Below are 25,911 nucleotides of genomic sequence, written 5' to 3'. Positions count from 1 at the left end.
TCAGTTGGCGGCTCGGTCGCTGTTGGTGGCTCGTGTGGCGGCTTCACGTTGTGTGGGGAGTGCTTTGCGCCCCAACAGGTCGATGGCGGCGTACACACTGCGCAAGGTGGGCGCCGGGACGTTCGTGAGCCGAGCGATCTCCACGACCGCGCCGATGATCGCGTCGGTCTCCAGCGCCTTGCCCGCTTCGAGGTCCTGGAGCATGGACGTCTTGTGGTGGCCGACGCGTTGGGCGCCGTCGATGCGCTTCTCGATGGAGATGCGGGGGTCGCAGCCGACGGCGCGGGCGACGGCGATCGTCTCGGCCATCATGAGGGCGACCAGTTCGCGGGTGTCGCGGTGGGCGCACATCTCGGCCATGGTGGCGCGGGTGAGGGCGCTGAGCGGGTTGAACGCGACGTTGCCCATGAGCTTGACCCAGATGTCGTCGCGCAGGTCGGGTTCGATGGGTGCTTTGAGCCCGCCCTCCACCATGGCGGCGCTGAGGTCGCGGCAGCGGGTGGAGGCGGTGCGGTCGGGTTCGCCGAGGGAGAAGCGGGTGCCTTCGACGTGTCGGATGACGCCGGGGGCTTCGATTTCGGTGGAGCAGTAGACGACGCAGCCGATGGCTCGGTGGGTGTCGAGGACGGCGCTGACGGTGCCGTTGGGGTCGACGGCTTCGATGCGGGTGCCTTCGAGGGGGTGGCTGGTGAGGCCGTGGAAGTACCACCAGGGGATGCCGTTCTGGGCGGCGACGACTGCGGTGTCGGGGGTGAGGAGGGGGTTGATGAGTGGGCCGCAGGTGGCGTATTGGTGGGCTTTGAGTCCGAGGAAGACGTAGTCGACGGGGCCGATGTCGGCCGGGTTGTCGGTGGCGTGCGGTGCGGCGGTGAAGTCGCCGCGGGGGCTGTGGACCCGGACGCCGTGGCGGCGCATGGCTTCAAGGTGCGCGCCGCGTGCGACGAGGTGGACTTCCACCCCGGCGCGGTGCAGTGCGGCCCCTACGTAGGCGCCGATGGCTCCGGCTCCGAGAACTGCGACTTTCATGTCGTCCCTCGCCTTCGCGGTGATTGCATACAGTATGTTGTATGAAGCCGACGAGCGATACCCCAATTGGGCGCTCGCGTGCTGGCGGGACTCGAATGCGCCGTGCCCAAACTTGCGGCTCGCGGTGCCCGAGCCGGTGGTTCGCGGTGCCCAGCGCATCGTTCTGCGCTGCCCAGCGGCGGGTCGATCGAGGTACGGGAGCGCGTCGTTCCGGCACCCCAGCGCGGTTCGCGGTTTCCGGGCGCGTGGTGCGCGGCGCCCAGCGCGGTCGCCGGTGACGAGCGCGTGGTGCGCGGCGCCCAGCGCAGTCGCCGGGTGCCGGTGCCCGAGCGCGTGGTGCGCGGCGCCCAGCGCGGTTGCCGGGCGCCCGAGGGCGTCGTTCTTCGCGGTGCCCGAGCACGTCGTTCTTCGCGTTGCCCGAGCACGTCGTTCTTCGCGGTGCCCGAGGGCGTCGTTCGCGGTGCCCGAGAGCCCTAGCGCGCGAATCGCGGTGGGCGGAGGACTCGGGGGTGGGTCGGGGTCAGGGTTGGGGTCGGATTGCTTTTTGCATACGAAAATCTGTATGCTGAAGACCGGGCATTTTCCGACACCTGCCCGAGGAGGCGACCGTGAGCCAGCCCAACGCGCCGCTGATCGGCACAGGCAACCCCCGTCGTGCCGCCCGCGAATCGCTGAGCAGCGCCGCCAGCCGCAAGGTCGAGCGGCCCGCGCCGTTGCGCCAAGCCGTCTACGACGCCCTGCTCGACCTGATCGTGAACCGTACCCTCAAGCCCGGCCAGCACCTCGTCGAGATCGAGCTCGCCGAACACCTCGGCGTGAGCCGGCAGCCGGTGCGCGAAGCGTTGCAGCGCCTCCAAACCGAGGGCTGGGTGGACCTGCGTCCGGCCCAGGGCGCCTTCGTCCACACGCCGACCGACGAAGAGGCCGACCAACTCCTCTCCGTCCGCAACGTCCTGGAGAAGTACTCCGCGAAGCTCGCCGCCGAGCGCGCCACCCCGGAGGACGTCGAAGAACTCCGAAAGCTCCAGAACGAAGGAGTCGCCGCCCTCAAGGCGAAGGACGTGGAACGGGTCGTCGCCGCCAACGCCGCCCTCCACAAGTACATCACCGAACTGTCCGGCAACGCCGTCCTGGCCGAAATGATCTCCACCGTCGACCGCCGGGTCCGCTGGTACTACGCACCTCTCGCCCTCACTCGCGGCAAGGATGCCTGGACCGAGCACGCCGACATCATCGACGCCATCACGCTCGGCGACCCCGAACTCGCGTCGGCCCTGATGGGCAACCACACCGAGCGCACCCGCACCGCCTACCGCGAGCACCGGGACGCCGCCCAGGCGAAGTGACCCCAGCAAGCGAACCGACCCACTGAAGCGTGACGCGGCCCACCGGGCGGCGTCACGTTTCGCGTTGCCGACCCCGGTGACGAAGCCCAGCTCAGGCTGCCTGAATCGAGTACAGGTGATCGGCCTCACGTAGACAGTGTTTTGTATACGAAAGCCTGTATTCTGCATATAGCACCTCCGGCCGGTGCAGATGGTGCAGATCTGGTCCACTGGACTGGGAGCCGCCCCCGATGGCGCGGGCAGGCTCGAACACACGCTCACACCCGAGAATGAGCAAGAGGAGAAGTCGCATGCCTGGATGGCAGCAGCTGAAGCACGCCCTGACCCGGCCCGCCGGGTTCTCCGCCGACGGCCGCCGCCTCGGTCTCGGCCTGGACACCGCACTGGACGCCCAGCGCCGCGAGACCGACGCCGCGGTCGCGGACATCGAGCGGTTCGTGAACAAGCAGGGACAGAACCAGAACGAGCGGGGTCAGAACGACGAGCAGGGACAGCGCGAGCGGGGACAGCGCGGAGAGTCCGGGAGGCACGACGTCGCCGGCAGGGGTATCGCTGGCAGGGGTGTCGCCGGCAAGGGTGTCGCCGGCAAGGGTGAAGAGACCACCGCGGTTTCCTGACCACGGCCGTCTCCTGACCACCGCGGTTTCCTGACCACCACGGTTTCCTGACCACCACGGTTTCCTGACCACCACCCGTCTCGTGACCACGATCCTGGTCAAGGTCGGTGGTGAAGATCGCGGTGAACAAACCCTGCGGGAGCCGGACGGGGTTCGCAGCACCGCCCGGCTCCCGGGTTCACGACCCGGCCGCACCGTCCCGCTGGACACCATCCGGCTGGACACCATCCGGTCGGACACCGTCCCGCTCGACACTGTCCCGCTCAGCGCCATCCAACAGAACACCGTCCAACAGAACACCGTCCGACAGCACACCCAAACGCTCGGCACGCTGCCGGGCCTGGCGCGACGCCAACAGGCTCGCCGCCGTCGTGATCAGCAGCACCACCACGATCACCCCGAGCGACATCAGAATCGGGATCTCCGGCGCCCACGAAACACCATGGTGGTGCAGTGCCTCGAGGATCAGCTTCACCCCGATGAACGCCAGGATCACCGCGAGACCCTTGGCCAGGTGCACCAGCCGATCAAGCAGGCCACCGACCAGGAAGAACAGCTGGCGCAACCCCATCAACGCGAACGCGTTGGCGGTGAGCACCAGGTACGGCTCCTTGGTCAGCCCGAAGATCGCCGGGATCGAGTCCACCGCGAACAGCAGATCCGTCGTCCCGACCGCGACCATCACGATCAGCATCGGCGTGACCATCCGACGCCCGTCCACCCGCGTGGTGAGCGAAGCCCCGTCGTACCGCGACGACGTAGGCAGCACCCGCCGCACCTTGCGCAGCAGTACGTTCTCCGCGACGTCCTCGTCGTCCCCGCCAGGCCCCTCCTTCAACATCTTCCACGCCGTGAAGATCAGGAACGCGCCGAAGACGTAGAACAGCCAGTCGAACCGGGAGATGGCCTCGGCGCCGACCGCGATGAACACCGCGCGCAGCACCAGTGCCAGCACCACACCGACGATCAGCACCTTCTGCCGGTACTGCCGCGGCACGGCGAAGCGGCCCATGATCAGCACGAACACGAACAGGTTGTCCACGCTGAGCGAGTACTCGGTGATCCAGCCGGCGAAGAACTCGCCGCCGTACCGCGGACCGGCGAACACCAGCACACCGAGCCCGAACAGCACCGCGAGCCCGACGTACACCGACACCGCCACCAGCGATTCCCGGAACGACGGGTCACGCGGGTTGCGCGCCACGAGGTAGAAGTCGAACGCGATCACCGCGGCGATCCCGCCCAACGTCGCGATCCACACCCAGGTGGGCAGGTCCATCTGTGCGCCCTTCCGCTAGCCGGAGCCGCCCGACCGGTCAGCCACCGGTCGGCCGGTTATTTCGCAGCCGGTCATTTCGCAGCCGGTGACTTGGCCGCCGGTGACTTGGCCGCCGGCGATTCCACCACAGTCCCACGCCTCCGCCGCGCACGTGCCGACGCGTCCCGCAGTACCCGCGCATGCGTGACGTAACGCTCGTACCACTGCTGCGCCAACGCGTTGCGCGAACGCACGTGATCCAACCAGTGCGGCGCGATCCGCTCGTGCAGCCACAAGAACCCGATCGCCCACCCGAAGCTGACGATCCCCTGGTACGCCAGGAACCCCAGCACGTCCGCGGGCGGCGTGAACCCACCGCCGAGCAGGAAACCCGTCGAACTCTCCGCCACCAGCCTGGCCAGCGGAAACCCGATCAGCCAGTACAGCGCCGCCGGTGCGAACACGCCTAGCCGGAACCGACCCGACCCGGCCAGCAGCCCGTACCCGCCGCCGAGCAGACCCAGCGGCACGGCCATGGCCAGCGCCGTGGTCACCGCCCAGCCGAAGGGATGTCCGACGACCGCCGACAGACCTCCCGCGATCAGCCCGCCGACCGCGCCGACCACCGCGCCCGGAACGGCCAACTCCACCCTGTCCCTCATCAGCCCACCACCACGCCGAACCGGAACAGGCTGTAGAGCAGCATGCCGAGGTAGAACACGGCGCCGAAGCCGATGATCAGGTTGGTGACGAGCTTCGGCCGGATGGGTTTGGGCAGCATCCGGTTGTTCACCAGCAGCAGCACCACGCAGTACGCGCCCATGGCGAACGTCGACAGGAACGCGAGGATGTCGAGGATCGCGCCCGGCCCGTCAGCCGGCCCGAACAGCAGGATGATGATGCCGAAAGCGATGACGCCCCACAGGAATCCCGCGTAGATGTGGGACATCCGGAACCGCTTCGCACCGGGCACGAAGTGGTACGTCATGTCCGCCTGACCACGGGAGAACGAGTCGAACAGGCCCAGGGTCGCGTTGAGGCCGATCAACGCGATGAAGCCGAGGAACACCCCGCCGAGCACCGGTCCGCCCGCCGCCGCGAACGAGTCGGACATGGCGTTGAGGGCCGCTTCACGCTCACCGGCTTGCAGCAGCGCCTTGACGTCCGGACTGGTGCGGCTGGCCGCCTGCGCGAGCACCGTGAACGACACGGTCACGAGCATCGTGATGCCCCAGAACAGCAGCAGCGCGTCGAACGTGACCCAGCGCCGCCACCCGCGCCACTTCGCCATCTCGGCCGGGTCGTCGGTGTCGAACATGAACCCGCGGGCGGGCATCGCCTCCTCCTCCCCCGCGTGCCGCAGACCGCGGATGCGGGGGATGTGCGCGCCCATGCCGGCGCCGCTGTCGCGCAAGTGCAGCGTGTACCACATCTGCTGCATGCCGGACGGTCCGGCGAACGCGATCGAGCCGACCAGGATCGGGAACCAGGCCGCCGTCAACGCCTCCGCCGGGAGGTAGCCGAAGTTGAACATGCCGGTGAGCGTGGACACGACGTCCGACCACGTGCCCACCATCGCGGCTACTACGGACGTGCCGACGACGAGCAGTCCGATGAGCAGGGACAGCACGTTCTCCAGCAGGTTGTAGATCACCTTGGCCATGCTGAAGAGGATTCCGACGAGTATCAGGCCGACGCACGCCGAGACCGTCCACGGTATTCCGGTCAGTTGCTCCAGCGCGGCGGCGCCCGCGGAGAGGTGTCCTGGCCAGATGTAGACCAGGATCGCGACGGTGAAGAAGAACCACATGATCGGTTTGAAAACCCGTGCCGCACCGAAGAAGATGCTCTCACCGGTGGCCATCGCGTAACGGGCCATCTCCAGCATGACGACGGCCTGGAGCGTCACGCCGATGAGGAACAGCCATCGGATCTCGGGGCCGAACAGCAGCACGAGTCGCGGCCACATGTAGGACTCGCCCATGCCGACGCCGAGGGCGACGAGGAACACCGTCGGGCCCAGGATGTGGATGGACGGCGGGGCGTCGGGCAGTTTCCTGATGGGCATCGCTTCCAGCCGCCCCGCCCGCCACACGCGTTCCTCCGGTGGAGGCGTGGTGACGTCCGCGCCCGACCGCGGTTCGGCGGGTGAGTTGGGTGTATCCACAACGGACCTCCCGGTGAGTTACTGCTTCCTAAGGCCGGCCTTCCCCCTTCACGGCATGTCCCCTTCAGAGCAGCCCGGCGGAGCGGGCCCAGCGGTACTTCGCGCCCAGCACGGTGACGGGCTTCTCCGTGGTGTACGGGTAGGCCACGATCCCGTGCCGGTACAGGTGCTCACTGGCTTCTTCGACTTCGACGTCACCGGACAGCGAGGCGACGACGGGCTTGTGGATCCCCTGGTCCCGGTAGTGCTGGACGACCTCGACGACGAGTTCGGCGAACACCATCGGCGGGGTGACGATGGTGTGCCAGTAGCCGAGGATCAGCGCGTGCACGCGTTCGTCTTCGAGGCCGAGGGCGATCGTGTTGCGGTAGGTGGACGGCGGTTCGCCGCCGGTGATGTCGACGGGGTTGCCCGCCGCGCCGAACGGCGGGATGAACTTCCGGAACGCCGCGTCCAGGTCGGCCGGGATCTCCATGAGCGAGAGCCCGTTGTCCACGCAGGCGTCGGACAGCAGCACGCCGGAGCCGCCCGCGCCGGTGATGATGACGACGTTCTCGCCTTGGGGCGTGGGCAGCAGGGGCACGCCGCGCGCGTATTCCAGCATGTCGTTGAGACCGGGCGCCCGGATGACGCCGCTCTGCCGCAGGATGTCGTCGTAGACCTTGTCGTTGCCCGCCAATGCGCCGGTGTGCGAACTGGCGGCTTTCGCGCCTTGCGCGGTGCGGCCCGCTTTGAGCACCACGACCGGCTTTTTCTTCGACACGCGCTTCGCGGTCTCGGCGAACGCGCGGCCGTCTTTGAGGTCTTCCAGGTGCATGGCGATCAGCTGGGTGTTGTCGTCCTGCTCGAAGAACGTCAGCAGGTCGTCCTCGTCGATGTCGGCTTTGTTCCCGACGCCGACGATGGAGGACACACCCATCCGGGCGGATCGGCTGAACCCGAGGATCGCCATCCCGATGCCCCCGCTCTGCGAGGACAGGGCTACCCCTCCCTTCACGTCGTACGGCGTGCAAAAGGTAGCCGAAAGATTTTCCGGTGTGTAGTAGTAGCCGTAGATGTTCGGGCCGAGAATGCGCACGCCGTGCCTGCGCGCGATGGCCACGACCTCGTCCTGCAACTCGTGGTTGCCGGTCTCGCCGAACCCGGACGGGATGAGGATCGCGCCCGCCACGCCCTTCGCGCCGACTTCCTCCAACGCGGCCGGCACGAATTTGGCGGGGATGGCGAAAACCGCCACGTCCACGTCACCGGGCACGTCCGCGATGCTGCGGAAAGCCTTGCGGTCCATGATCTCGTCGGCTTTGGGGTTGATCGGGTAGATCTCCCCCCGATAACCGCCGTTGACCAGGTTGCGCATCACCGAATTGCCGATCTTCCCGGCCTCGTTGGACGCCCCGATCACCGCCACGGCCGCCGGTTTCATGATCCGGTTCATCGACGCCAGGATGTCCTCCTGGCTGAACCGGACCGGCTCGCGCGCGGCGTTCTTGTCGACCAGGATCCGCACGTCGACGGCCGTCGCGCCGTCCGGTGTGGCGAGCACCGGGTTCAGGTCCACCTCGGCGAGTTCCGGGAAGTCCGTGACCAGGTCGCCCACCCGCCGGATCAGGTCCGCGAGCGCGTCCCGGTCGGCCGGAGCCGCGCCACGCACCCCGCGCAGCACCTCGGCCGCGGCGATGCCGTCCACCATGGACATCGCCTCGACGGCCGTGGTCGGCGCGAGGCGGAACGTGACGTCCTTCAGCACCTCGACCAGCACGCCGCCCAACCCGAAGGCGACGATCTTGCCGAACGTGTCGTCGGTGGTCGCGCCGATGATCACCTCGTGGCCGGAGGTCATCAGCTGCTGCACCTGGACGCCGACGATGTCCGCGTCGGCGTTGTAGGCGACGGCGTTGGCGACGATCTTGTCGAAGCCCGCCGCCACCTCGTCGTCGGTGCCGAGGCCGACGAGCACGCCGCCGGCCTCGGTCTTGTGCAGGATGTCCGGCGAGACGATCTTGAGCACCACGGGCAGGCCGATCTCACCGGCCAGTGCCACCGCCTCGTCCCGCGACCTGGCCAGGCCCTCGGCCGGGGTGGCGATCCCGTAGGCCTCGCAGACCAGCCTGCCCTCGGGCGCGGTCAGCGAGTCGCGCCCCTCGGCGGTGACCGCCGCGATGATCCGTTCGACCGCTGTCCGGTCGTAGTCCGGCATGACGTCTCCTTGGAAGGTTCTCGCGGGGGTTCGCGGGGGTCAGATGGCGCCGGCGGTCCTCAGCCGCGCCAACTGCTCGGGCAGGTAGCCGAGTTCGGCCAGCACCTCGTCGTTGTGCTCGCCGAGCAGCGGGGACCGCCGCACGTCCACCGGCGAGTCGGACAGCTTCAACGGGCTGCCCACGGTCTTGTACGGGCCGCGCTCGGGGTGCTCGACCTCGACCACGGTGCCGAGTTCGGCCAGCGTCTCGTCCTCGATCAGCTCCCGGGTGGACAGGATCGGCCCGCACGGGATGTCGTGGGCGTTGAGCGCGTCCAGGACCTCCCACTTGGTGTGCCGCTCGGTCCACTCCTCGATCAGCGCGAACGCCTTGTCCAGCTTGTCCAGCCGGGCTTCGGGAGTGGCCCACGCCGGGTCGTCTGCCAGCTCCGGCTTGCCGATGAGGTCGGTGATGGGCTGCCAGCCGACCGGCTGGATGATCACGTAGATGTAGTCGTTGGGTCCGCCGGGCGCGCAGCGCACCGCCCAGCCGGGCTGCCCGCCGCCGGACGCGTTGCCCGAGCGCGGCACCTCGTCGCCGAAGTGCTCGTTCGGGTACTCGACCAGCGGGCCGTGCGCAAGCCGTTGCTGGTCTCGCAGCTTGACCCGGCACAGGTTGAGCACGGCGTCCTGCATGGCCACCTGCACGCGTTGGCCGCGGCCGGTGGACGTGCGTTGGAACAGGGCCGCGAGGATGCCCGCCACGAGGTGGATGCCGGTGCCCGAGTCGCCGATCTGGGCGCCGGTCGCCAGCGGCGGGCCCTCCTCGAAGCCGGTGGTGGCCATCGAGCCGCCCATGGCCTGCGCGATGACCTCGTACGCCTTGAAGTCGGCGTACCGGCCGGGGCCGAAGCCCTTGATGGACGCGTAGACCAAGCCCGGGTTCAAGTCCTGGAGCCGTTCCCAGGTGAACCCGAACCGGTCCACCACACCGGGTCCGAAGTTCTCGACCAGGACGTCGGCGGTGGTGACGAGTTGGCCGAACACCGCCTTGCCCTCGTCGCTCTTCATGTTCAAGGTGATGCTGCGCTTGTTCGCGTTCAGCATGGTGAAGTAGAGGCTGTCCACGCCGGGCAGGTCGCGCAGCTGGCCGCGGGTGATGTCGCCCCGGCCCGGCGCCTCCACCTTGATCACGTCGGCGCCCAGCCACGCGAGGATCTGCGTGGCCGACGGTCCGGACTGGACATGCGTCAGGTCGAGGACCCGGACGCCATCGAGAGCCTTGCCCATCGCACCGCTCCTCTACTTGTACATGGTCTGGTTCATGGTTCCGGGCGCGTACGCGTCGGGATCGACCCAGACGTTGATCAGGGAAGGCAGGCCTGATTCACGCGCGCGTTGGAGCGCGGGCGCGATGTCCTTGGGGTCACGGACTTCTTCGCCGTAGCCGCCGAGCATCCGGGCGAACTCGTCGTAGCGGACGTCGCCGAGCGTGTTGCCGATCCGTTCCCGCGCCACGCCGTACTTCTGCGCCTGGCCGTAGCGGATCTGGTTCATCGACGAGTTGTTGCCGACGATGCCGACGAACGGCAGGTTGTAGCGGACCAGCGTCTCGAAGTCCCAGCCGGTGAGGCTGAACGCGCCGTCGCCGAACAGCGCCACCACTTCCTTGTCCGGTCGTGCCAGCTTGGTCGCAAGCACGAACGGCACGCCGACGCCGAGCGTGCCCAGCGGACCGGGGTCCATCCAGTGGCCGGGCGATTTCGGCTGCACGACCTGGCCGGAGAACGTGACGATGTCGCCGCCGTCGCCGATGTAGATCGAGTCCTCGGTCAGGAACTCGTTGATCTCGTGCACCAGCCGGTACGGGTGGATCGGGGTGGCGTCGGAGTGCAGCTGCGGCAACCGCTTCGTGCGCGCCTTCTCCTCCACCGCCTGCAATTCCTCCAGCCACGGCTTGCGCGCCACCGCGCCCGTGTCGCCCGTGACGGACCGGGTCACCGCGCTGAGCACGAGGTCCGCGTCGCCGACGATGCCGAGGTCGATGTCGCGGTTCTTGCCGACCGTGCGGTAGTCCAGGTCGATCTGCACCACGGTGGCCTTGGCGGAGAGCCTGCGGCCGTAGCCCATCCGGAAGTCGAACGGGGTGCCGACGATGACGATCACGTCGGCGTTGTCGAACGCGTAGCGGCGGGACAGCTGGAAGTGGTGCGGGTCGCCGGGCGGGAGCGTGCCGCGGCCGGCGCCGTTCATGTAGGCGGGGATGTTGAGCGTGCGGACGAGTTCGACCGCGGAGTCGGTGGCCCGGGTCGTCCAGACCTGGCTGCCGAACAGCACGACCGGCTTCTTCGCGTGCACCAGCAGGCCGGCGAGCCGTTCGATCGACTGCGGGTCGCCCGCGTTGCGCGTCGACGCCCGGTAGCGGCCGGCCTCCGGGATGCGCGCCTGGTCCACCGGCACCGACGCGTCGAGCACGTCACGCGGGATCTCCAGGAACGACGGTCCGGGCGCGCCGTTGTAGGCCTCGCGGAACGCCATCGACACCAGGTCGGCGATCCGCGCGGTGGACGGGACGGTGGCGGCGAACTTGGTGATCGGGGTCATCATGTCGACGTGCGGCAGGTCCTGGAGTGAGCCCATCTTGTGCTGGCTCAACGCTCCTTGGCCGCCGATGAGGAGCATGGGGCTCTCGGCGCGGAACGCGTTGGCCACGCCGGTGACCGCGTCGGTGGTGCCCGGTCCGGCCGTCACCACGGCGCAGCCCGGTTTGCCGGTGACGCGGGCGTAGGCGTCGGCGGCGTGCGCGGCGACCTGCTCGTGCCGCACGTCGATCACCGCGATGCCCTCGTCCACGCAGCCGTCGTAGATGTCGATGATGTGGCCGCCGCAGAGGGTGAAGATCGTGTCGATGCCCTCGGCCTTGAGTGCCTTGGCCACCAGGTGTCCGCCGGAGATCAGTTCCGGGCCGGAGGTCGCTTCCGGGCCGGAGGTCGCTTCCGGGCCGGAGAGCTGTTCCGGGCCGGGATCCTGTGCTGGGCCGGAGATCTGTGCCGGACCGGTGTCGGGCTCGCCTGCCGGTCCCGCGCTGTCGCCCGTCGCAGCCTCGGTCGCTGTCCGCGCCATGTGCTGGTCAACTCCTTCGATCGCGGTCGGCTCCGCCCCCTCCGGGAGTGGCCCCCGACCCTGGAACTGGCCCGGTTGTAGATTGCATACCGTATGGGGTAGCCATATAGTTGCTCGTGTTCGCGCCGATGTCCAGAGGCTGGAACACCGGAAATTGCCGAATCCGGCAGTTGCCCGGCGGTTGTCCGGCGGTTGTCCGACATCGGCGCCCCACCGCGCGGAGAGGACTTCTGCCGTGGATCTGCACGAACACCAGGCCAGGGATCTGTTCGCGGCGCACGCCGTCCCGGTGCCCCACGGCGTACTAGCCGTGACACCGGACGAGGCGCACGCCGCGGCATCATCGATCGGCGGAACCGTTGTGGTGAAGGCGCAGGTGAAGACCGGCGGCCGGGGCAAGGCGGGCGGTGTCCGCCTGGCGCGCACGCCATCGGACGCACGGGAGGCGGCCTCGGACATCCTCGGGATGGACATCAAGGGGCACGTCGTGCGCGAAGTGCTGGTCGTGGAGGCCAGCGACATCGTCTCGGAGTACTACGTCTCGTTCCTGCTCGACCGGGCGAACCGGACGTTCCTCGCCATGGCGTCCGTCGAGGGCGGGATGGACATCGAGGAAGTGGCCGCCCACCGGCCCCACGCGCTGGCACGCGTGCCGGTGACGTCGGTGGACCTGACGGTCGCGCACGAGATCGTGACGGCGGCCGGATTCCCGCCCGAGGTGGCCGACCGGATCGCCGACGTGGTCGTCCGGCTGTGGGAGACGTTCGTGGCGGAGGACGCCACGCTGGTCGAGGTGAACCCGTTGGTGCTCACGCGGTCGGGGGACGTGATCGCGGTGGACGGCAAGATCACGCTGGACGGCAACGCGGCGTTCCGGCACCCGGCGCACGAGGCGTTGACGGACGTCTCGGCGGAGGACCCGTTGGAGGCGGCGGCGCGTTCACGCGGGCTCAACTACGTGAAGCTGGACGGCCAGGTCGGCGTGATCGGCAACGGCGCCGGGCTCGTCATGTCCACTTTGGACGTTGTCGCGTACGCGGGTGAACGGCACGGCGGCGTGCGGCCGGCGAACTTCCTCGACATCGGCGGCGGGGCGTCGGCGTCCGTCATGGCCGACGGGCTGGACATCATCCTCAACGACCCGGACGTGCGGTCGGTGTTCGTCAACGTGTTCGGCGGCATCACGGCGTGCGACGCGGTGGCGGACGGGATCGTGGCGGCGCTGGAGATGCTCGGCGACGCGGCCACCAAGCCGTTGGTGGTGCGCTTGGATGGGAACAACGTGGCCGAGAGCCGGCGCATCCTCGCCGACGCGGCGCACCCGTTGGTGACAGTCGTGGACACGATGGACAACGCGGCCGACAAGGCCGCCGAACTCGCTTCCGTGGGGGTGTGAGATGGCCGTGTTCGTCGATGCGGACAGCCGGGTGATCGTGCAGGGCATGACCGGCGCCGAGGGCGCCAAGCACACCAAGCGGATGCTGAAGTCCGGGACGCGGATCGTGGGCGGCGTGAACCCGCGCAAGGCCGGGGAGATGGTCGACTTCGACGGTCACGTGCTGCCCGTGTTCGGCAGCGTGGCGTCGGCGATGGAGGCCACGGGCGCCGACGTGACCGTGGTGTTCGTGCCGCCCGCGTTCACCAAGAGTGCGGTGATGGAGGCCGTCGACGCCGGGATCGGGTTGGCGGTGGTGATCACGGAAGGCGTGCCGGTGCACGACACGGCGGCGTTCTGGGCGCACGCGGTCGCGTCGGGTGGTCGGACCCGGATCATCGGGCCGAACTGCCCCGGCGTGATCAGTCCCGGCAAGTCGAACGCGGGCATCATCCCGGACGACATCTGCGGACCGGGGCCCATCGGGCTGGTGTCGAAGTCGGGGACGCTGACGTACCAGCTGATGTACGAGCTGCGGGACATCGGGTTCACGACGGCGATCGGGATCGGCGGTGATCCGGTGATCGGGACGACCCACATCGACGCGCTGGCCGCGTTCGAGGCGGACCCGGAGACGTCGGCGATCGTGATGATCGGCGAGATCGGCGGTGACGCGGAGGAGCGCGCGGCCGAGTACATCCGCGCGCACGTGACCAAGCCCGTCGTCGGGTACGTCGCGGGCTTCACCGCGCCCGAGGGCAAGACCATGGGTCACGCGGGCGCGATCGTCTCCGGGTCGGCGGGAACGGCCCAGGCCAAGAAGGAGGCGCTGGAGGCGGCGGGCGTCAGGGTCGGGAAGACGCCGAGCGAGACGGCCCGGCTGCTGCGGGAGGTGCTGTCCCGACCCTGAACCCGGTCACCACAAGTCGATGATCGGGTCGTCGTGCCCGCCCCGCCGCCATTCGTCGGTGAGGCGGCCGAGCCGGGCGGGTGAGGCCATGCCGCGCACGGTGGCGACCTTGCCGTCGCGGACCTCCAGGATCGCCACGCCGACGACCCGGTCCTCGAGCACGGCGAGGATGGCCGGGGAGCCGTTGATCATTCCGGCGTGGATCGACGGCGAGCCGCCGATCAGCTTGCGCTTCGCCGGAGTCGGCTTGAAGGAGGCTCGCGCCGCGGCGGCGAACTGTTCGGGGTCCGTGTACGTCAGCAGCTTCTCGGTCAACCCGGCGCCGTCGGAGATCGCGGTCGCGTCCGCGGTCAGCAAGGCCACCAACTGTTCGGTCTGGCCCGAGGCAGCGGCTGCGATGAACGCCTTGACGATCCGGCGCGCGGAGGCGCGGTCGACCTCCGCGACGTTGCGCCCGGCGGCGATGTGGCGCCGGGCGCGGTGGGCGTGCTGCTGGCTCGCGGACTCGGTGATGTCCAGGATCTCGGCGATCTCGGCGTGGCTGTAGGAGAAGGCCTCGCGCAGGACGTACACGGCCCGTTCGACCGGAGTGAGGCGTTCCATCAGCGTCAGCACCGCCAGGTTCACCGATTCGCGCTGCTCGAAGGTGTCCGCCGGGCCCAGCATCGGGTCGCCGTCGAGCAGCGGTTCGGGCAGCCAGGCTCCGACCGCGCGTTCACGCCGGGTCTTCGCCGAGCGGAGCCGGTCGAGGGACAGGTTCGTGACCACCTTGGTCAGCCACGCCTCGGGCACCTCGATGTGGTCCCGATCGGCCGCCTGCCAGCGCAGGAACGCGTCCTGCACGGCGTCCTCGGCGTCCGCGGCCGAGCCCAGCAATCGATACGCCAACGAGGCCAGCCGGTCGCGGCTGGCCTCGAAACGCTCCACGGTCGCGCTGTCCATGCACACCACGTTAGGCGGTGACCGTCACGGTCGAGCGGACGGACTCGGCCGCCAGGCGGTGCTTGCGGGTCGGCATGCCGAACGTCGGGTGGCCCACGCCGAAGACCGACCCCCAGAGGACCGCCGCCTTGAAGCGCGCGGCCGTGCGTCCGCGCAGTGCCCACGACTTCGAGCGCACGTCGCCGTCGACCACCTGGAAGATCGCGTCGTTCCGACCGAGGCTGATGTGGTTGCCGTAGTAGCTCAGCGCGGTGTTCGAGATCTTGCGACCGGTCAGGTCCCCGACGATCGCGGCCACGGCCTGCATGCCGGTGACCCCGGCCGAGGCGCAGGACATCGGCAGCGGCCGGCCGTTGTCGCCGATGACGTGGACGCTGTCGCCCGCGGCGTAGACGTCGGGGTGCGAGACCGACCTCATCATGCGGTCGACCAGGATCTTGCCGTCGTCCGTGACGTCCAGTCCGCTGGCCGCGGCGATCGGGTGGACGGCGAAGCCAGCGGCCCACACGGTCGCGTCGGCGTCGAAGCGGGTGCCGTCGGCGGCGGTGGCGCCGGTCGCGTCGACGTGGTCGATGGTGGTGTGCTCGTGGACCGTGATGCCGAACCGGTCGAAGGCTCGCAGCAGGTGGTCGCGGGCCTTCGTGCCCAGCCAACCGCCCAGCTCACCGGTGGTGGCGAGGGTGACGCGCAGTCCGGGCCGGGATTCGGCGAGCTCGGTGGCCGCCTCGATCGCGGTCAGGTTGCCGCCGACGACGAGCACCCTGCCGTTCTCGCCCAGCTCGTCCAGTCGGCGGCGCAGGCGTAGTGCGGCGGGCTTGGTGGCGACGTGGAAGGCGTGCTCGTCCACGCCTTCCACGTCGTGGTCGGCGGCGGTGCTGCCCAGCGAGTAGAAGAGGGTGTCGTACTCGAGCCGGTCGGTGCCGTCGCCGTCGGTCACGGTGACGGTCCGGTGCTCGGGGTCGATCGCGGTGACGTGCGCCAGCCGCAGGCGGATGCCGGTCCCCGCGAACAACTCCGCCAGTTCGTGGCGGCGCAGGTCCTGGCCGGCGGCGAGCTGGTGCAGCCGCAGCCGCTCGACGAAGTCGGGTTCGGCGTTGACCACGGTGATCTCGAAGTCGTCGCGGTGGAGTCGGTGGGCGAGGTTTCCAGCGGCATAGGCCCCGGCGTATCCGGCCCCGAGGACGATGATGCGGTGCGCCATGTTCGTGCTCCTGTCTGGTTCGCTCGCCCCCTTGAACGGGACAGCGCCGCGATCCCTGACAGGGTCGGACTATGGCGTGGGTCACTACCGCGGGCGGTCGAGGAGGCGGTGGCGGCCCGTGTAGACGTTCATCGAGGTGCCGCGCAGGAAACCGACCAGGGTCATACCCAGTTCGGCGGCCAGGTCGACCGCCAGCGAGGAGGGGGCGGAGACGGCGGCGAGCATCGGGATGCCGGCCATCGCTGCCTTCTGCACCAGCTCGAACGACGCCCGGCCGCTGACCATGAGCACGGTGGACGTCAGGGGGAGGCTGTGGTTCTTCATGGCCCAGCCGACTGCCTTGTCGACGGCGTTGTGCCGGCCGACGTCCTCCCTCAGGCACAGCAGCCGGCCCTCGGCGTTGAACAGCCCGGCCGCGTGGAGGCCGCCCGTGCGGTCGAAGACCCGTTGGGCGGCGCGGAGTTCGTTCGGCAGGGTGGCGAGGGTGTCGGTGTCGATGGTGAGGGGGTCGTCGGCTACCGGCCAGGTCACGCTGGTGCGGACGGCGTCAAGGCTGGCCTTGCCGCACAGGCCGCAGGACGACGTCATGTAGAAGTTGCGTTCGATCGACGGGTCGGGTGGGGGCACGCCTGCGGCCAGACCCACGTCCAGCACGTTGAACGTGTTGGCGCCGTTCTCGGTCGCGCCGGCGCAGTAGCGGATGGTGGTGATGTGTTCGGCGCTGCGGACGACGCCTTCGCTGACCAGGAAGCCGGCGGCCAGGTCGAAATCGTCACCGGGCGTGCGCATGGTGACGGACAGGGGTTTGCCGGCGACCCGGATCTCCAGCGGTTCTTCCACGGTGAGGGTGTCGGCGCGGGCGTCCGCTACGCCGTCCACCAGTCGCACTACCCGGCGCCTGCTCGTCACGCGTCCCATGTGGACACTCCTCTGTTCTCTGACACAGGGCGGTGCAGTCGGCCAGCAGGCGGCGCAGGGCTTCGTCCCCCGCTCTAGCCGCTACGGCTTTGGTGGCACTGTGGACCGCAAGGGCCGGCCACCACTTCATCCACCGGGCGCGCGGTTGGCCGGCCGCGCGGAGGCAGTGGTCGACCAGGGCGTCGGTGCAGCGGGCTTGCGCGGTTCCCAGGAGTGGGATGGCGAACTCGGGTAGGGCGCGGCGGCCGTCCGGTGTGCTGAAGTCGTTCACGCAGCGTGCCACGGCGGCGAGGACGGGGTGCACCGTTGCGGGTCGGTCGGTCCACTCCTCGTCGGCCAGCGTGGAGACCAGTTCCAGCAGGCAGCAGCCGTGCGCGGGGCTGGGGTGTCGGCCCGGGGCGAGTCGGGGCAGGCGGGTGGTCACGACGCCTCACGCGGGTGTGGGAGGAGGCGGTGGGGGCGTCCGGGGTGACCGAACCGGCCGGCCAGCGCGGCGCCCGCCACGCCGAGGGCGGCGGCGGTGAGGAAGGTGGCCGGGTAGCCGTGGGCGACGACGATCAGTGAGGCGAGGCCGACGCCCACGACGCCGCCGAGGGCTTTGGCGCTGTAGATGACGGCGAAGTTGAGCGGTGCGGTGTCCTCGCCGAAGTACTCGCGGACCAGGCCGACAAGCAGTGAGTAGCAGCAGCTCGTGCCCAGTCCTGCGACGCCCGCGCCGATCAGCAGTGCCACGGCGTCCTGTCGTTGTCCGCCGAACAGCAGGACGAGTTGGGCGAGGCCGCCGGTGGCCATCGCCAGCCGGAGGGTGAGCCGCCGACCGATGGCCTCGGAGATCCGCCCCGCCAGCAAACGTCCCGCGCCCGCCGATGCCGCCAGCACGGCCAACGCCACCGCCGCGAACACCGTGCCGTTCGTGTCTGCCGCCAGGGCGGCTAGGAAGACCAGGTCGAACAGGGACACGGCTGCTGCGAACACCACGGTGACGTACATCGGCACGAGGACACCGCTGCGCAGCGCCTCGCCTGGTTTGAAGTGGCGGATGGCGGGTCGGTTGGTGCGGTGGGTGCGGGTTTCGCGTTGTCTCGGGTCGATGTCGGCGGGCCACCAGTTTCGTGGCGGGTCGCGCAGTGGCAGGCCGCAGGCGGTGACGACGATGAGGGTCACGAGGGCGGCTGTGGAGAGGAAGGCGGTCCGGTTGTCGGGTGCGAGCCAGAGTCCGGCGGCCAGTGCGAAGGGCACGCCGCCGAGGGCGAACGTGCTGGTGATGAGGGCGATGCGGGGGGTGACGCGGTCGGGGAACCAGCGGATGACGGTGCCGACGCAGGTCGCGTAGACGAGGCCCGTGCCGATGCCGCCGACAAGGGAGTAGCCGAGGTAGAGGATGAGTAGGTGGTCGGCGGACCCCAGGGTCAGCAGCCCGATCGCGCTCAGCACCGCGCCGAGGACGACGGCGTTGCGTGGTGGCAGCAGACCTCTCTCGCGCAGCCATGCAGCCGGAAACGCAATGCCCGCTTGGCAAGCGGCCCAAAGCGCGAACGCCCAGCACAGCTCAACCAAACCCCACCGCTGCTCCAGGACTGGAACGAGTGCGCCGAACCCATACTGCGCCATGCCGGTGACAAGCATGGCGAGGCCGCTAAGCCACGCAACCCGACCCCGTGGCCCACCCAGCAGTTCATGATCGGTCTCGCCGATGCGGTAGCGACGGCCGTAGACATCGAGGACTTCACGCACCTGCATGAGCGCTCACCCCGCCTTGCAGATCGTATACAGTATTAAGTAGCCTACCTCCTGCATACACCCGTGACCACCCCTTCAGTCGGGCGGACCACCATGCGAATCCCGTGGACAGAGGCAAGGCAGGCGGCACGACAAGCAGGCAAGCCGTTGAACGTGGTGGAAGTACCTTTGGCGCAGGCTTTGGGCGCGGTGTTGGCGGCACCTTTGCACGCACTCACGGCCATCCCGTCGTTCGACAACTCGGCGATGGACGGCTACGCAGTAGCCGGCCAAGGCCCGTGGACCGTGGTGGGCCGGGTACGCGCAGGCTCCACGGTGGCTTCCACCAGCCCGCCGACAAGTGCACCGACAAAAGGCCCACCAACACTCCCGCCAACAGTCCCGACGACAGACTCAGCAGCGGCCTCGGCGACAAGCCAGCAGATCGAACCGGCAACGAACCCGGCGGCACATTCAGCGACCAACCCGCCGACGGACTCGGTGCCGCGACCGGCAGCAGGCTCAGCGACGGACTCGATGACAGGGCCAGCGACAAGCCAAGCGGCGCGCACGATGAAGAACTCAGCGGCGCACTCGTCAACGCACTCGGTAGCCGACTCAACAACAGGCCCGGTGGTCGACCCTCTGACAGGCCCTGCGGCGGACTCGGCACCGCGCCCGACCACAGGTCTGGCGGCGGACCCCGCCACAGGCCTGGCGGCAGACCCAGTACCGGGCGGAGCGACCGACCCGGCGGCGGGCTCGGCGACAAGCCCAGTGGCAAGCCCACTGGCGGGCCCAGTGGTGGACCCGACCGCAGACCCGACCGCAGGTCGAGTGTCGGGCGAACCGGTGGACTCGGTGGCGGGTCCGGTGGCGGGCCTCGCCGCTGACTCGGCGGCGGGCTGGGTTGGGGGGTCGTTGGCTGACGGGCAGGCGGTCGGGATTGTTACTGGGGCGCCGGTGCCGTGTGGGGCGGTGGGGGTTTTGCCGGTGGAGTGCGTCGAGGTGGTTGGTGGGCTGGTCATGGGGGATGTGGTGGCTGGTCGGCATATTCGGCGGCTTGGTGAGACTTGTCCGGCTGGCGAACTGCTGTTACCGGCGGGCGTGGTGGTTACGCCTGCTGTCCTCGGGCTCGCGGCGAGCGTTGGGCACGACACCCTTGCCGTGCACCGACGTCCTCGCGTGGCCGCCGTTGTGACCGGGGACGAAGTGGTTACTGCCGGTCTGCCCCGACCGGGTTTGGTGCGGGATGCCATTGGGCCTGTGTTGCCCGGATTGATTGTTGCGGCGGGCGGGGAGTCGGCGGGGGTGGTGTACCTCTCCGATCAGGCTGGGGCGCTGGTCGAAACCTTGTGGGAGATCGATGCGGACGTCCTCGTCGTCGGTGGCGCGACGTCCGTCGGCCCGGCCGATCACCTGCACGAGGCACTGAGGGTGCTGCACGCGGACGTGTTGGTGGACGGGGTCGCGTGTCGGCCTGGCCATCCCCAAATGCTCGCCGTGCTGCCGGACGGGCGGTTCGTCGTGGGACTGCCTGGCAACCCGTTCGCCGCGTTGGCTGCCGGGCTGACGTTGCTCACGCCCTTGATGGAGGCGTTGTCCGGACGCGAACCCCGTCCCGCCCGGAAAGTCGAGTTGGCGGCGGCCCAGGCGCACGAACACGACACGCGGTTGGTGCCGGTGGTGGTGACCGGCTCTCTAGCGGTGACGGTGGGGCACGACCAGCCGGGGACGTTGTGGGGCACGGCGTTGGCGGACGGGTTGGCGGTGGTGCCGCCGGGCTTTGGGGGCGGCGAGGTTGAGGTGCTGCCACTTGCGGGTGGGCCTGGTGCCGGTGCTCCTGGTGCTGGTGTGAATGGCGCCGGTGGGGCTGGTTCCGGTGGGGCTGGTTCCGGTGGGGCTGGTTCCGGCGGAGCTCGATCCGGTGGGCCTGGCGTCGGTGGGCCTGGTGTCGGTGGGCCTGGTGTCGGTGGGCCTGGTGTCGGTGGGCCTGGTGTCGGTGGGCATGCCCGTGTGTCTGTTGCCTAGACCGGCCTGAGCGTATGGTGGATACGGTATACAGTCTGCTGGCTACTGCATGGAGGCGCCATGACCGTGGTGGAACGGGTGCTCGCCGTCATCGAGGCACACCGCGGCGACCGGGGCGCGTTGCTCCCGATCCTGCACGGCATCCAGGCCGAATTCGGCTACGTCGACCAGTCGGTCATCCCGTTGGTGGCCAAGGAACTGAACCTCTCCCGCGCCGACGTCCACGGCGTCGTCACCTTCTACAGCGACTTCCGCAGCGAACCCGCCGGCCGCGTCACGGTCCAACTGTGCCGCGCCGAAGCATGCCAAGCAGTCGGCTCCGAACGCCTGGTCACCCACGCCGAAACCGCCTACGGCGTAAAGGTCGGCCAAACCAGCACCGACGGCACAGTCACCCTGACCCAAGTGTTCTGCCTGGGCAACTGCGCCCTCGGACCAGCCGCCCAAGTCAACGGCCGACTGCACGGACGGCTCGACCCCACCCGCCTGGACGGGCTGATCAACGCGGAAGCGGAGATGCGATGACCACCACCGTGTACGTCCCCCGCGACGCCGCCGCACTGTCGGTCGGCGCCGACGAAGTGGCCGCCGCGATCACCAGGGAAGCCGTCCTCGCCGACCGTCCCGTCCGCGTCGTCCGCAACGGCTCACGCGGCATGTTGTGGCTGGAGACGCTGGTCGAGGTGGTCACCGACACCGGCCGCATCGGGTACGGGCCGGTGACCGCCGACGCCGTGCCAGGTCTGGTGAAAGCCGGCATGTTCGACGGCGCCGATCACGAACTGCGGGTCGGCGTCGTAGCGGACCTGCCGTGGTTCCGCGCCCAGAACCGCCTGTGCTTCGCCCGCGTAGGCGTCACCGACCCCCTGTCCCCCGACGACTACGAAGCGCACGGCGGCTTGACGGGCCTGCGGCGCGCACTGGAGATCGGCCCGGCGGCCACCGTCACCGAGGTGACCGACTCCGGGTTGCGCGGACGCGGCGGCGCGGGGTTCCCGGCGGGCATCAAGTGGAAAACAGTCGCGGACACGCCCGGTGAGGTGAAATTCGTGTGCTGCAACGCCGACGAGGGCGACAGCGGCACGTTCGCCGACCGGATGCTCATGGAAGGCGACCCGTTCTGCCTGATCGAGGGAATGACCATCGCGGCACACGCCGTGGGCGCCACCGAGGGCTACATCTACATACGGTCGGAGTACCCCGAAGCGGTGCGGACGTTCCGCCGGGCCATCGACATCGCCTACGCGCAGGGCTGGCTCGGCGACGACGTGCTCGGCTCCGGCCTGAAGTTCGACCTGATGGTGCGGGTCGGCGCGGGCGCGTACATCTGCGGTGAAGAGACCTCCATGCTCGAAAGCCTGGAGGGCAAGCGGGGCGTGGTGCGGGCCAAACCGCCGATCCCCGCCATCACCGGCCTGTTCGGCAAGCCGACCGTCGTGAACAACGTGCTGACGTTGGCCTCGGTGCCCGCGATCCTGGCCGACGGCGGCGCGGCCTACCAGGCGCTGGGCGTGCAGCGGTCCCGCGGCACGCAGGTGTTCCAGCTCGCGGGCAACATCGCGCGCGGCGGCGTGTTCGAGACGGCGTTCGGCATCTCGTTGCGGGATCTGATCGAGGAGCACGGCGGCGGCACGCTGTCCGGCCGTGCGGTGCGCGCGGTGCAGGTGGGCGGGCCGCTCGGGGCGTACCTGCCGGCGTCCGGGCTGGACCTGGCGATGGACTACGAGGCGTTCGCCGAGGCGGGCGCGATGCTCGGCCACGGCGGCATCGTGGTGTTCGACGACACCGTGGACATGGCGTCGATGGCGCGGTTCGCGTTCTCGTTCTGCGCGGAGGAGTCCTGCGGCAAGTGCACGCCGTGCCGGGTCGGCGCGGTGCGCGGGGTCGAGGTGATCGACCGGATCGTCGGCGGCGAGGACGTCGACGACAACCTGGCCCTGCTCGGGGATCTCTGCGAACTGATGACCGACGGGTCGTTGTGCGCGATGGGCGGCCTGACGCCCAATCCGGTGCGGAGCGCGCTCCAGCACTTCGCCGACGACTTCACGCCAAGGAGGGCCACCCAGTGACGATCTTGAAGGAACCTGACTTCGGCACACCGGCTTCGACCTCGACGACCGAGGTGACCATGGAGGTCGACGGCATGCCGGTGACCGTGCCGGCGGGCACGTCGGTCATGCGCGCCGCCGCGACGAGCGGTGTCGACATCCCGAAGCTGTGCGCGACGGACAGCCTGGAGGCGTTCGGGTCGTGCCGGCTGTGCCTGGTGGAGATCGACGGCCGGCGCGGCACGCCCGCGTCGTGCACCACACCGGTGACAGACGGGATGAAGGTGCGCACCCAGACGCCGAAGCTGGAGAAGCTGCGGCAGGGCGTGATGGAGCTGTACATCTCCGACCACCCGCTGGACTGCCTGACGTGCTCGGCGAACGGCGACTGCGAGTTGCAGGACATGTCCGGTGTGGTCGGCCTGCGGCAGGTGCGGTACGGGTACGAGGGCGAGAACCACCTGGAACTGGAGAAGGACACCAGCAACCCGTACTTCGACTTCGAGCCGTCCAAGTGCATCTCGTGTTCACGGTGCGTCCGGGCTTGCGGTGAGACACAAGGAACTTTCGCGTTGACCATCGAAGGGCGCGGGTTCGAGTCGAAGGTGTCCGCGGGCGGCGTGTCGTTCATGGATTCCGAGTGCGTGTCGTGCGGCGCGTGCGTGCAGGCGTGCCCTACGGCGACGTTGCAGGAGAAGTCCGTGGTGCAGCTGGGGATGCCCACCCGGACGGTGTTGACGACGTGCGCGTACTGCGGTGTCGGGTGTTCCTTCAAGGCCGAGCTGCGCGGTGACGAACTCGTGCGGATGGTGCCTTACAAGGACGGCGGCGCGAACGAAGGTCACTCGTGCGTGAAGGGTCGGTTCGCGTTCGGCTACGCCACGCACCCGGACCGGGTGATGAAGCCGATGCTGCGGGAGAAGATCACCGATCCGTGGCGGGAGGTGTCGTGGGAGGAGGCGATCTCCTACACGGCGTCACGGATGCGGGAGATCCAGACGTCCTACGGGGTGAGCTCGATCGGTGGGATCACGTCGTCCCGGTGCACCAACGAAGAGGTGTACGTGGTGCAGAAGCTGGTGCGGGCGGCGTTCGGCAACAACAACGTCGACACGTGCGCGCGGGTGTGCCACTCCCCCACCGGGTACGGGCTGAAGCAGACGTTCGGCGAGTCGGCGGGCACCCAGGACTTCCGGTCGGTGGCGGCGGCGGACGTGATCGTGGTCATCGGCGCGAACCCGACCGACGGCCACCCGGTGTTCGCGTCACGGATGAAGCGGCGGCTGCGGGAGGGCGCGAAGCTCGTCGTGGTCGACCCGCGCCGGATCGACCTGGTCCGGTCGCCGCACGTCGAGGCGACGCACCACCTCCAGTTGCAGCCCGGCACCAACGTCGCCGTGGTGAACGCGTTCGCGCACGTCGTCGTCACCGAGGGTCTGGTGGACGCCGATTTCGTGGCGTCGCGCTGCGAGGGGTACGACGAGTGGGCGCGGTTCATCGCGCAGCCGGAGAACAGCCCCGAGGTGGTCGAGTCGATCACCGGCGTGCCGGCGTCCGAGATCCGGGCGGCGGCCCGGCTGTACGCGACGGGCGGCAACGCCGCGATCTACTACGGGCTGGGCGTGACCGAGCACAGTCAGGGTTCGACGATGGTGATGGGCATGGCGAACCTGGCCATGGCCACCGGCAACGTGGGCCGTGACGGCGTCGGGGTGAACCCGCTGCGCGGGCAGAACAACGTTCAGGGCTCGTGCGACATGGGATCGTTCCCGCACGAGCTGCCCGGCTACCGGCACGTGTCCGACGACGCGGTGCGCACGGTGTTCGAGCAGGTGTGGGGGCGCAGCATCCTGCCGACGCCGGGCCTGCGCATCCCCAACATGTTCGACTCGGCCGTCGCGGGCACGTTCCGCGGGCTGTTCGTGCAGGGTGAGGACATCGCCCAGTCCGACCCGAACACCGCGCACGTGACGGCGGCGTTGAAGGCGATGGACCTGGTGGTGGTGCAGGACCTGTTCCTGAACGAGACGTCCAAGTTCGCGCACGTGTTCCTGCCCGGCACGTCGTTCCTGGAGAAGGACGGCACGTTCACCAACGCCGAGCGGCGGATCAACCGGGTGCGGCCGGTGATGGCGCCGAAGACCGGCAAGCAGGAGTGGCAGATCGTGTGCGAGCTGGCGGCGGCGCTGGGTTACGACATGGAGTACACCCATCCGCGCGAGATCATGGACGAGATCGCGGCCCTCACGCCGACGTTCGCCGGGGTGTCGTTCGCGGCGCTCGACCGGTTGGGCAGCATCCAGTGGCCGTGCGACGAGAACGCGCCGGCCGGCACGCCGACCATGCACGTGGACTCGTTCACCCGCGGCAAGGGCAGGTTCGTGCCGACGTCGTTCGTGCCGACCAGCGAGCGCTCGACCCGCAAGTACCCGCTCATCCTCACCACCGGGCGGATCCTGAGCCAGTACAACGTGGGCGCGCAGACCAGGCGGACGGCGAACATCGCGTGGCACCCGGAGGACGTGCTGGAGATCCACCCGCACGACGCCGAGGTGCGCGGCATCCGCGACGGCGACTCGGTGACGCTGGCCAGCCGGGTCGGCACGACGTCGTTGCACGCGGTCATATCGGACCGGATGCCGGTGGGTGTCGTGTACACGACGTTCCACCACCCGGTGACCGGCGCGAACGTCGTGACCACGGAGAACTCCGACTGGGCGACGAACTGCCCGGAGTACAAGGTGACCGCCGTCCAGGTCGCCCTGGTGGCCCAACCCGCCGAGGTCTCACCGCTATGAGCGACGCGACCCCGCCCACCGTCCGGCTGGTGAACGAGATCGCCCGCCAGTTCCAGCACCAGCCGCCCGACGCGGCGGCGAGGGCCGTCGCCGACCACATCGAGCGCTTCTGGGATCCCCGGATGCGCGAGGAACTCCGTCACCACGCCACCACCGCCCCGGGTTCACTGGCCGCGACGGCGTTGGCGGCGGCGAAGCTGGTCGACGCGCCGCCCACGGTGCGACGGTGACCGCGACACCGGGGCGGACGGCGGGT

At 69.4% G+C, this 25,911-nt stretch carries 20 protein-coding genes; 9 read left to right on the top strand and 11 right to left on the bottom strand.

The annotated features are described in order from the left end of the window. On the bottom strand, positions 1–1,026 hold the full coding sequence (locus F4560_RS41625) for a 2-dehydropantoate 2-reductase (protein ID WP_184928509.1): 1,026 nt from the start codon (positions 1,024–1,026) through the stop codon (positions 1–3). 608 nt (positions 1,027–1,634) lie between these two features. Here F4560_RS41625 and F4560_RS41620 point away from each other — a divergent pair. Together F4560_RS41620 and F4560_RS41615 are read left to right on the top strand one after the other, a co-directional pair. Continuing rightward, entirely contained in the window at positions 1,635–2,372 is a 738-nt protein-coding gene (locus F4560_RS41620) for a GntR family transcriptional regulator (RefSeq protein ID WP_184928508.1), read from the top strand. Positions 2,373–2,662: 290 nt separating this feature from the next. Next, on the top strand, positions 2,663–2,989 hold the full coding sequence (locus F4560_RS41615) for a hypothetical protein (protein ID WP_184928507.1): 327 nt from the start codon (positions 2,663–2,665) through the stop codon (positions 2,987–2,989). A gap of 178 nt (positions 2,990–3,167) precedes the next feature. Here the strand turns inward: F4560_RS41615 and F4560_RS41610 are convergent, their stop codons facing one another. The 6 genes from F4560_RS41610 to F4560_RS41585 form a co-directional block, all read right to left on the bottom strand. Further along, on the bottom strand, positions 3,168–4,268 hold the full coding sequence (locus tag F4560_RS41610) for a TerC family protein (RefSeq protein WP_184928506.1): 1,101 nt from the start codon (positions 4,266–4,268) through the stop codon (positions 3,168–3,170). Between the two features lie 71 nt (positions 4,269–4,339). Then, on the bottom strand, positions 4,340–4,909 hold the full coding sequence (locus F4560_RS41605) for a hypothetical protein (protein ID WP_184928505.1): 570 nt from the start codon (positions 4,907–4,909) through the stop codon (positions 4,340–4,342). Continuing rightward, positions 4,909–6,414, bottom strand: a complete 1,506-nt coding sequence (locus F4560_RS41600) for an Nramp family divalent metal transporter (protein WP_312869795.1) — start codon at positions 6,412–6,414, stop codon at positions 4,909–4,911. The genes F4560_RS41605 and F4560_RS41600 overlap by 1 nt, the downstream gene beginning before the upstream one ends. A 64-nt stretch (positions 6,415–6,478) precedes the next feature. After that, on the bottom strand, positions 6,479–8,611 hold the full coding sequence (locus F4560_RS41595; RefSeq protein WP_184928504.1) for an acetate--CoA ligase family protein: 2,133 nt from the start codon (positions 8,609–8,611) through the stop codon (positions 6,479–6,481). Positions 8,612–8,650: 39 nt separating this feature from the next. Continuing rightward, on the bottom strand, positions 8,651–9,880 hold the full coding sequence (gene frc, locus F4560_RS41590; protein ID WP_184928503.1) for a formyl-CoA transferase: 1,230 nt from the start codon (positions 9,878–9,880) through the stop codon (positions 8,651–8,653). Positions 9,881–9,892: 12 nt separating this feature from the next. Then, positions 9,893–11,713, bottom strand: a complete 1,821-nt coding sequence (locus F4560_RS41585) for a thiamine pyrophosphate-binding protein (protein ID WP_184928502.1) — start codon at positions 11,711–11,713, stop codon at positions 9,893–9,895. 235 nt (positions 11,714–11,948) lie between these two features. Here F4560_RS41585 and sucC point away from each other — a divergent pair, with 235 nt between their 5' ends. Then, positions 11,949–13,109 carry an ADP-forming succinate--CoA ligase subunit beta gene (gene sucC / locus F4560_RS41580; protein ID WP_184928501.1) on the top strand — a complete coding sequence of 387 codons (1,161 nt, stop codon included), beginning with the start codon at positions 11,949–11,951 and terminating at the stop codon, positions 13,107–13,109. A 1-nt stretch (position 13,110) separates the two neighbouring features. Next, complete coding sequence (gene sucD / locus F4560_RS41575) at positions 13,111–13,998, top strand: succinate--CoA ligase subunit alpha (protein WP_184928500.1); 888 nt, start codon at positions 13,111–13,113, stop codon at positions 13,996–13,998. Between the two features lie 6 nt (positions 13,999–14,004). Here sucD and sigJ read toward each other — a convergent pair whose 3' ends face one another. From sigJ to F4560_RS41555, 4 genes are all read right to left on the bottom strand, one after another. After that, positions 14,005–14,940, bottom strand: coding sequence for an RNA polymerase sigma factor SigJ (sigJ, locus tag F4560_RS41570; RefSeq protein WP_184928499.1), 936 nt, complete (start codon positions 14,938–14,940; stop codon positions 14,005–14,007). Positions 14,941–14,950: 10 nt separating this feature from the next. Next, the gene (locus F4560_RS41565; protein WP_184928498.1) at positions 14,951–16,141 is read right to left on the bottom strand and encodes an NAD(P)/FAD-dependent oxidoreductase; all 1,191 of its coding nucleotides are present in this window, start codon (positions 16,139–16,141) and stop codon (positions 14,951–14,953) included. A gap of 84 nt (positions 16,142–16,225) precedes the next feature. Then, positions 16,226–17,059, bottom strand: a complete 834-nt coding sequence (gene fdhD / locus F4560_RS41560; RefSeq protein ID WP_184928497.1) for a formate dehydrogenase accessory sulfurtransferase FdhD — start codon at positions 17,057–17,059, stop codon at positions 16,226–16,228. 420 nt (positions 17,060–17,479) lie between these two features. Further along, positions 17,480–18,799, bottom strand: coding sequence for an OFA family MFS transporter (locus F4560_RS41555; RefSeq protein WP_184928496.1), 1,320 nt, complete (start codon positions 18,797–18,799; stop codon positions 17,480–17,482). A 93-nt stretch (positions 18,800–18,892) separates the two neighbouring features. Here F4560_RS41555 and F4560_RS41550 point away from each other — a divergent pair, with 93 nt between their 5' ends. The 5 genes from F4560_RS41550 to F4560_RS41530 are packed head-to-tail and all read left to right on the top strand — an operon-like array spanning position 18,893 to position 25,885. Then, positions 18,893–20,809: a molybdopterin-binding protein gene (locus F4560_RS41550; RefSeq protein ID WP_184928495.1), complete on the top strand. Its 1,917-nt coding sequence runs from the start codon at positions 18,893–18,895 to the stop codon at positions 20,807–20,809. Between the two features lie 60 nt (positions 20,810–20,869). Beyond that, positions 20,870–21,334 (top strand): formate dehydrogenase subunit gamma, encoded by a 465-nt coding sequence (locus F4560_RS41545; protein ID WP_184928494.1) that lies wholly within the window; start codon positions 20,870–20,872, stop codon positions 21,332–21,334. After that, positions 21,331–22,878 carry a formate dehydrogenase beta subunit gene (locus tag F4560_RS41540; RefSeq protein ID WP_184928493.1) on the top strand — a complete coding sequence of 516 codons (1,548 nt, stop codon included), beginning with the start codon at positions 21,331–21,333 and terminating at the stop codon, positions 22,876–22,878. The genes F4560_RS41545 and F4560_RS41540 overlap by 4 nt, the downstream gene beginning before the upstream one ends. Further along, positions 22,875–25,655, top strand: coding sequence for a formate dehydrogenase subunit alpha (gene fdhF / locus F4560_RS41535; RefSeq protein WP_184928492.1), 2,781 nt, complete (start codon positions 22,875–22,877; stop codon positions 25,653–25,655). Before F4560_RS41540 ends, fdhF begins: the two co-directional genes overlap by 4 nt. Beyond that, positions 25,652–25,885 (top strand): formate dehydrogenase subunit delta, encoded by a 234-nt coding sequence (locus tag F4560_RS41530; protein WP_184928491.1) that lies wholly within the window; start codon positions 25,652–25,654, stop codon positions 25,883–25,885. The genes fdhF and F4560_RS41530 overlap by 4 nt, the downstream gene beginning before the upstream one ends. Positions 25,886–25,911 lie beyond the last annotated feature (26 nt).

This window comes from Saccharothrix ecbatanensis, assembly GCF_014205015.1.
Classification (GTDB): Bacteria; Actinomycetota; Actinomycetes; order Mycobacteriales; family Pseudonocardiaceae; genus Actinosynnema; species Actinosynnema ecbatanense.
The sequence above is the reverse complement of the archived record's forward strand: the minus strand, read 5'-3'. Positions and strand labels throughout refer to the sequence as shown.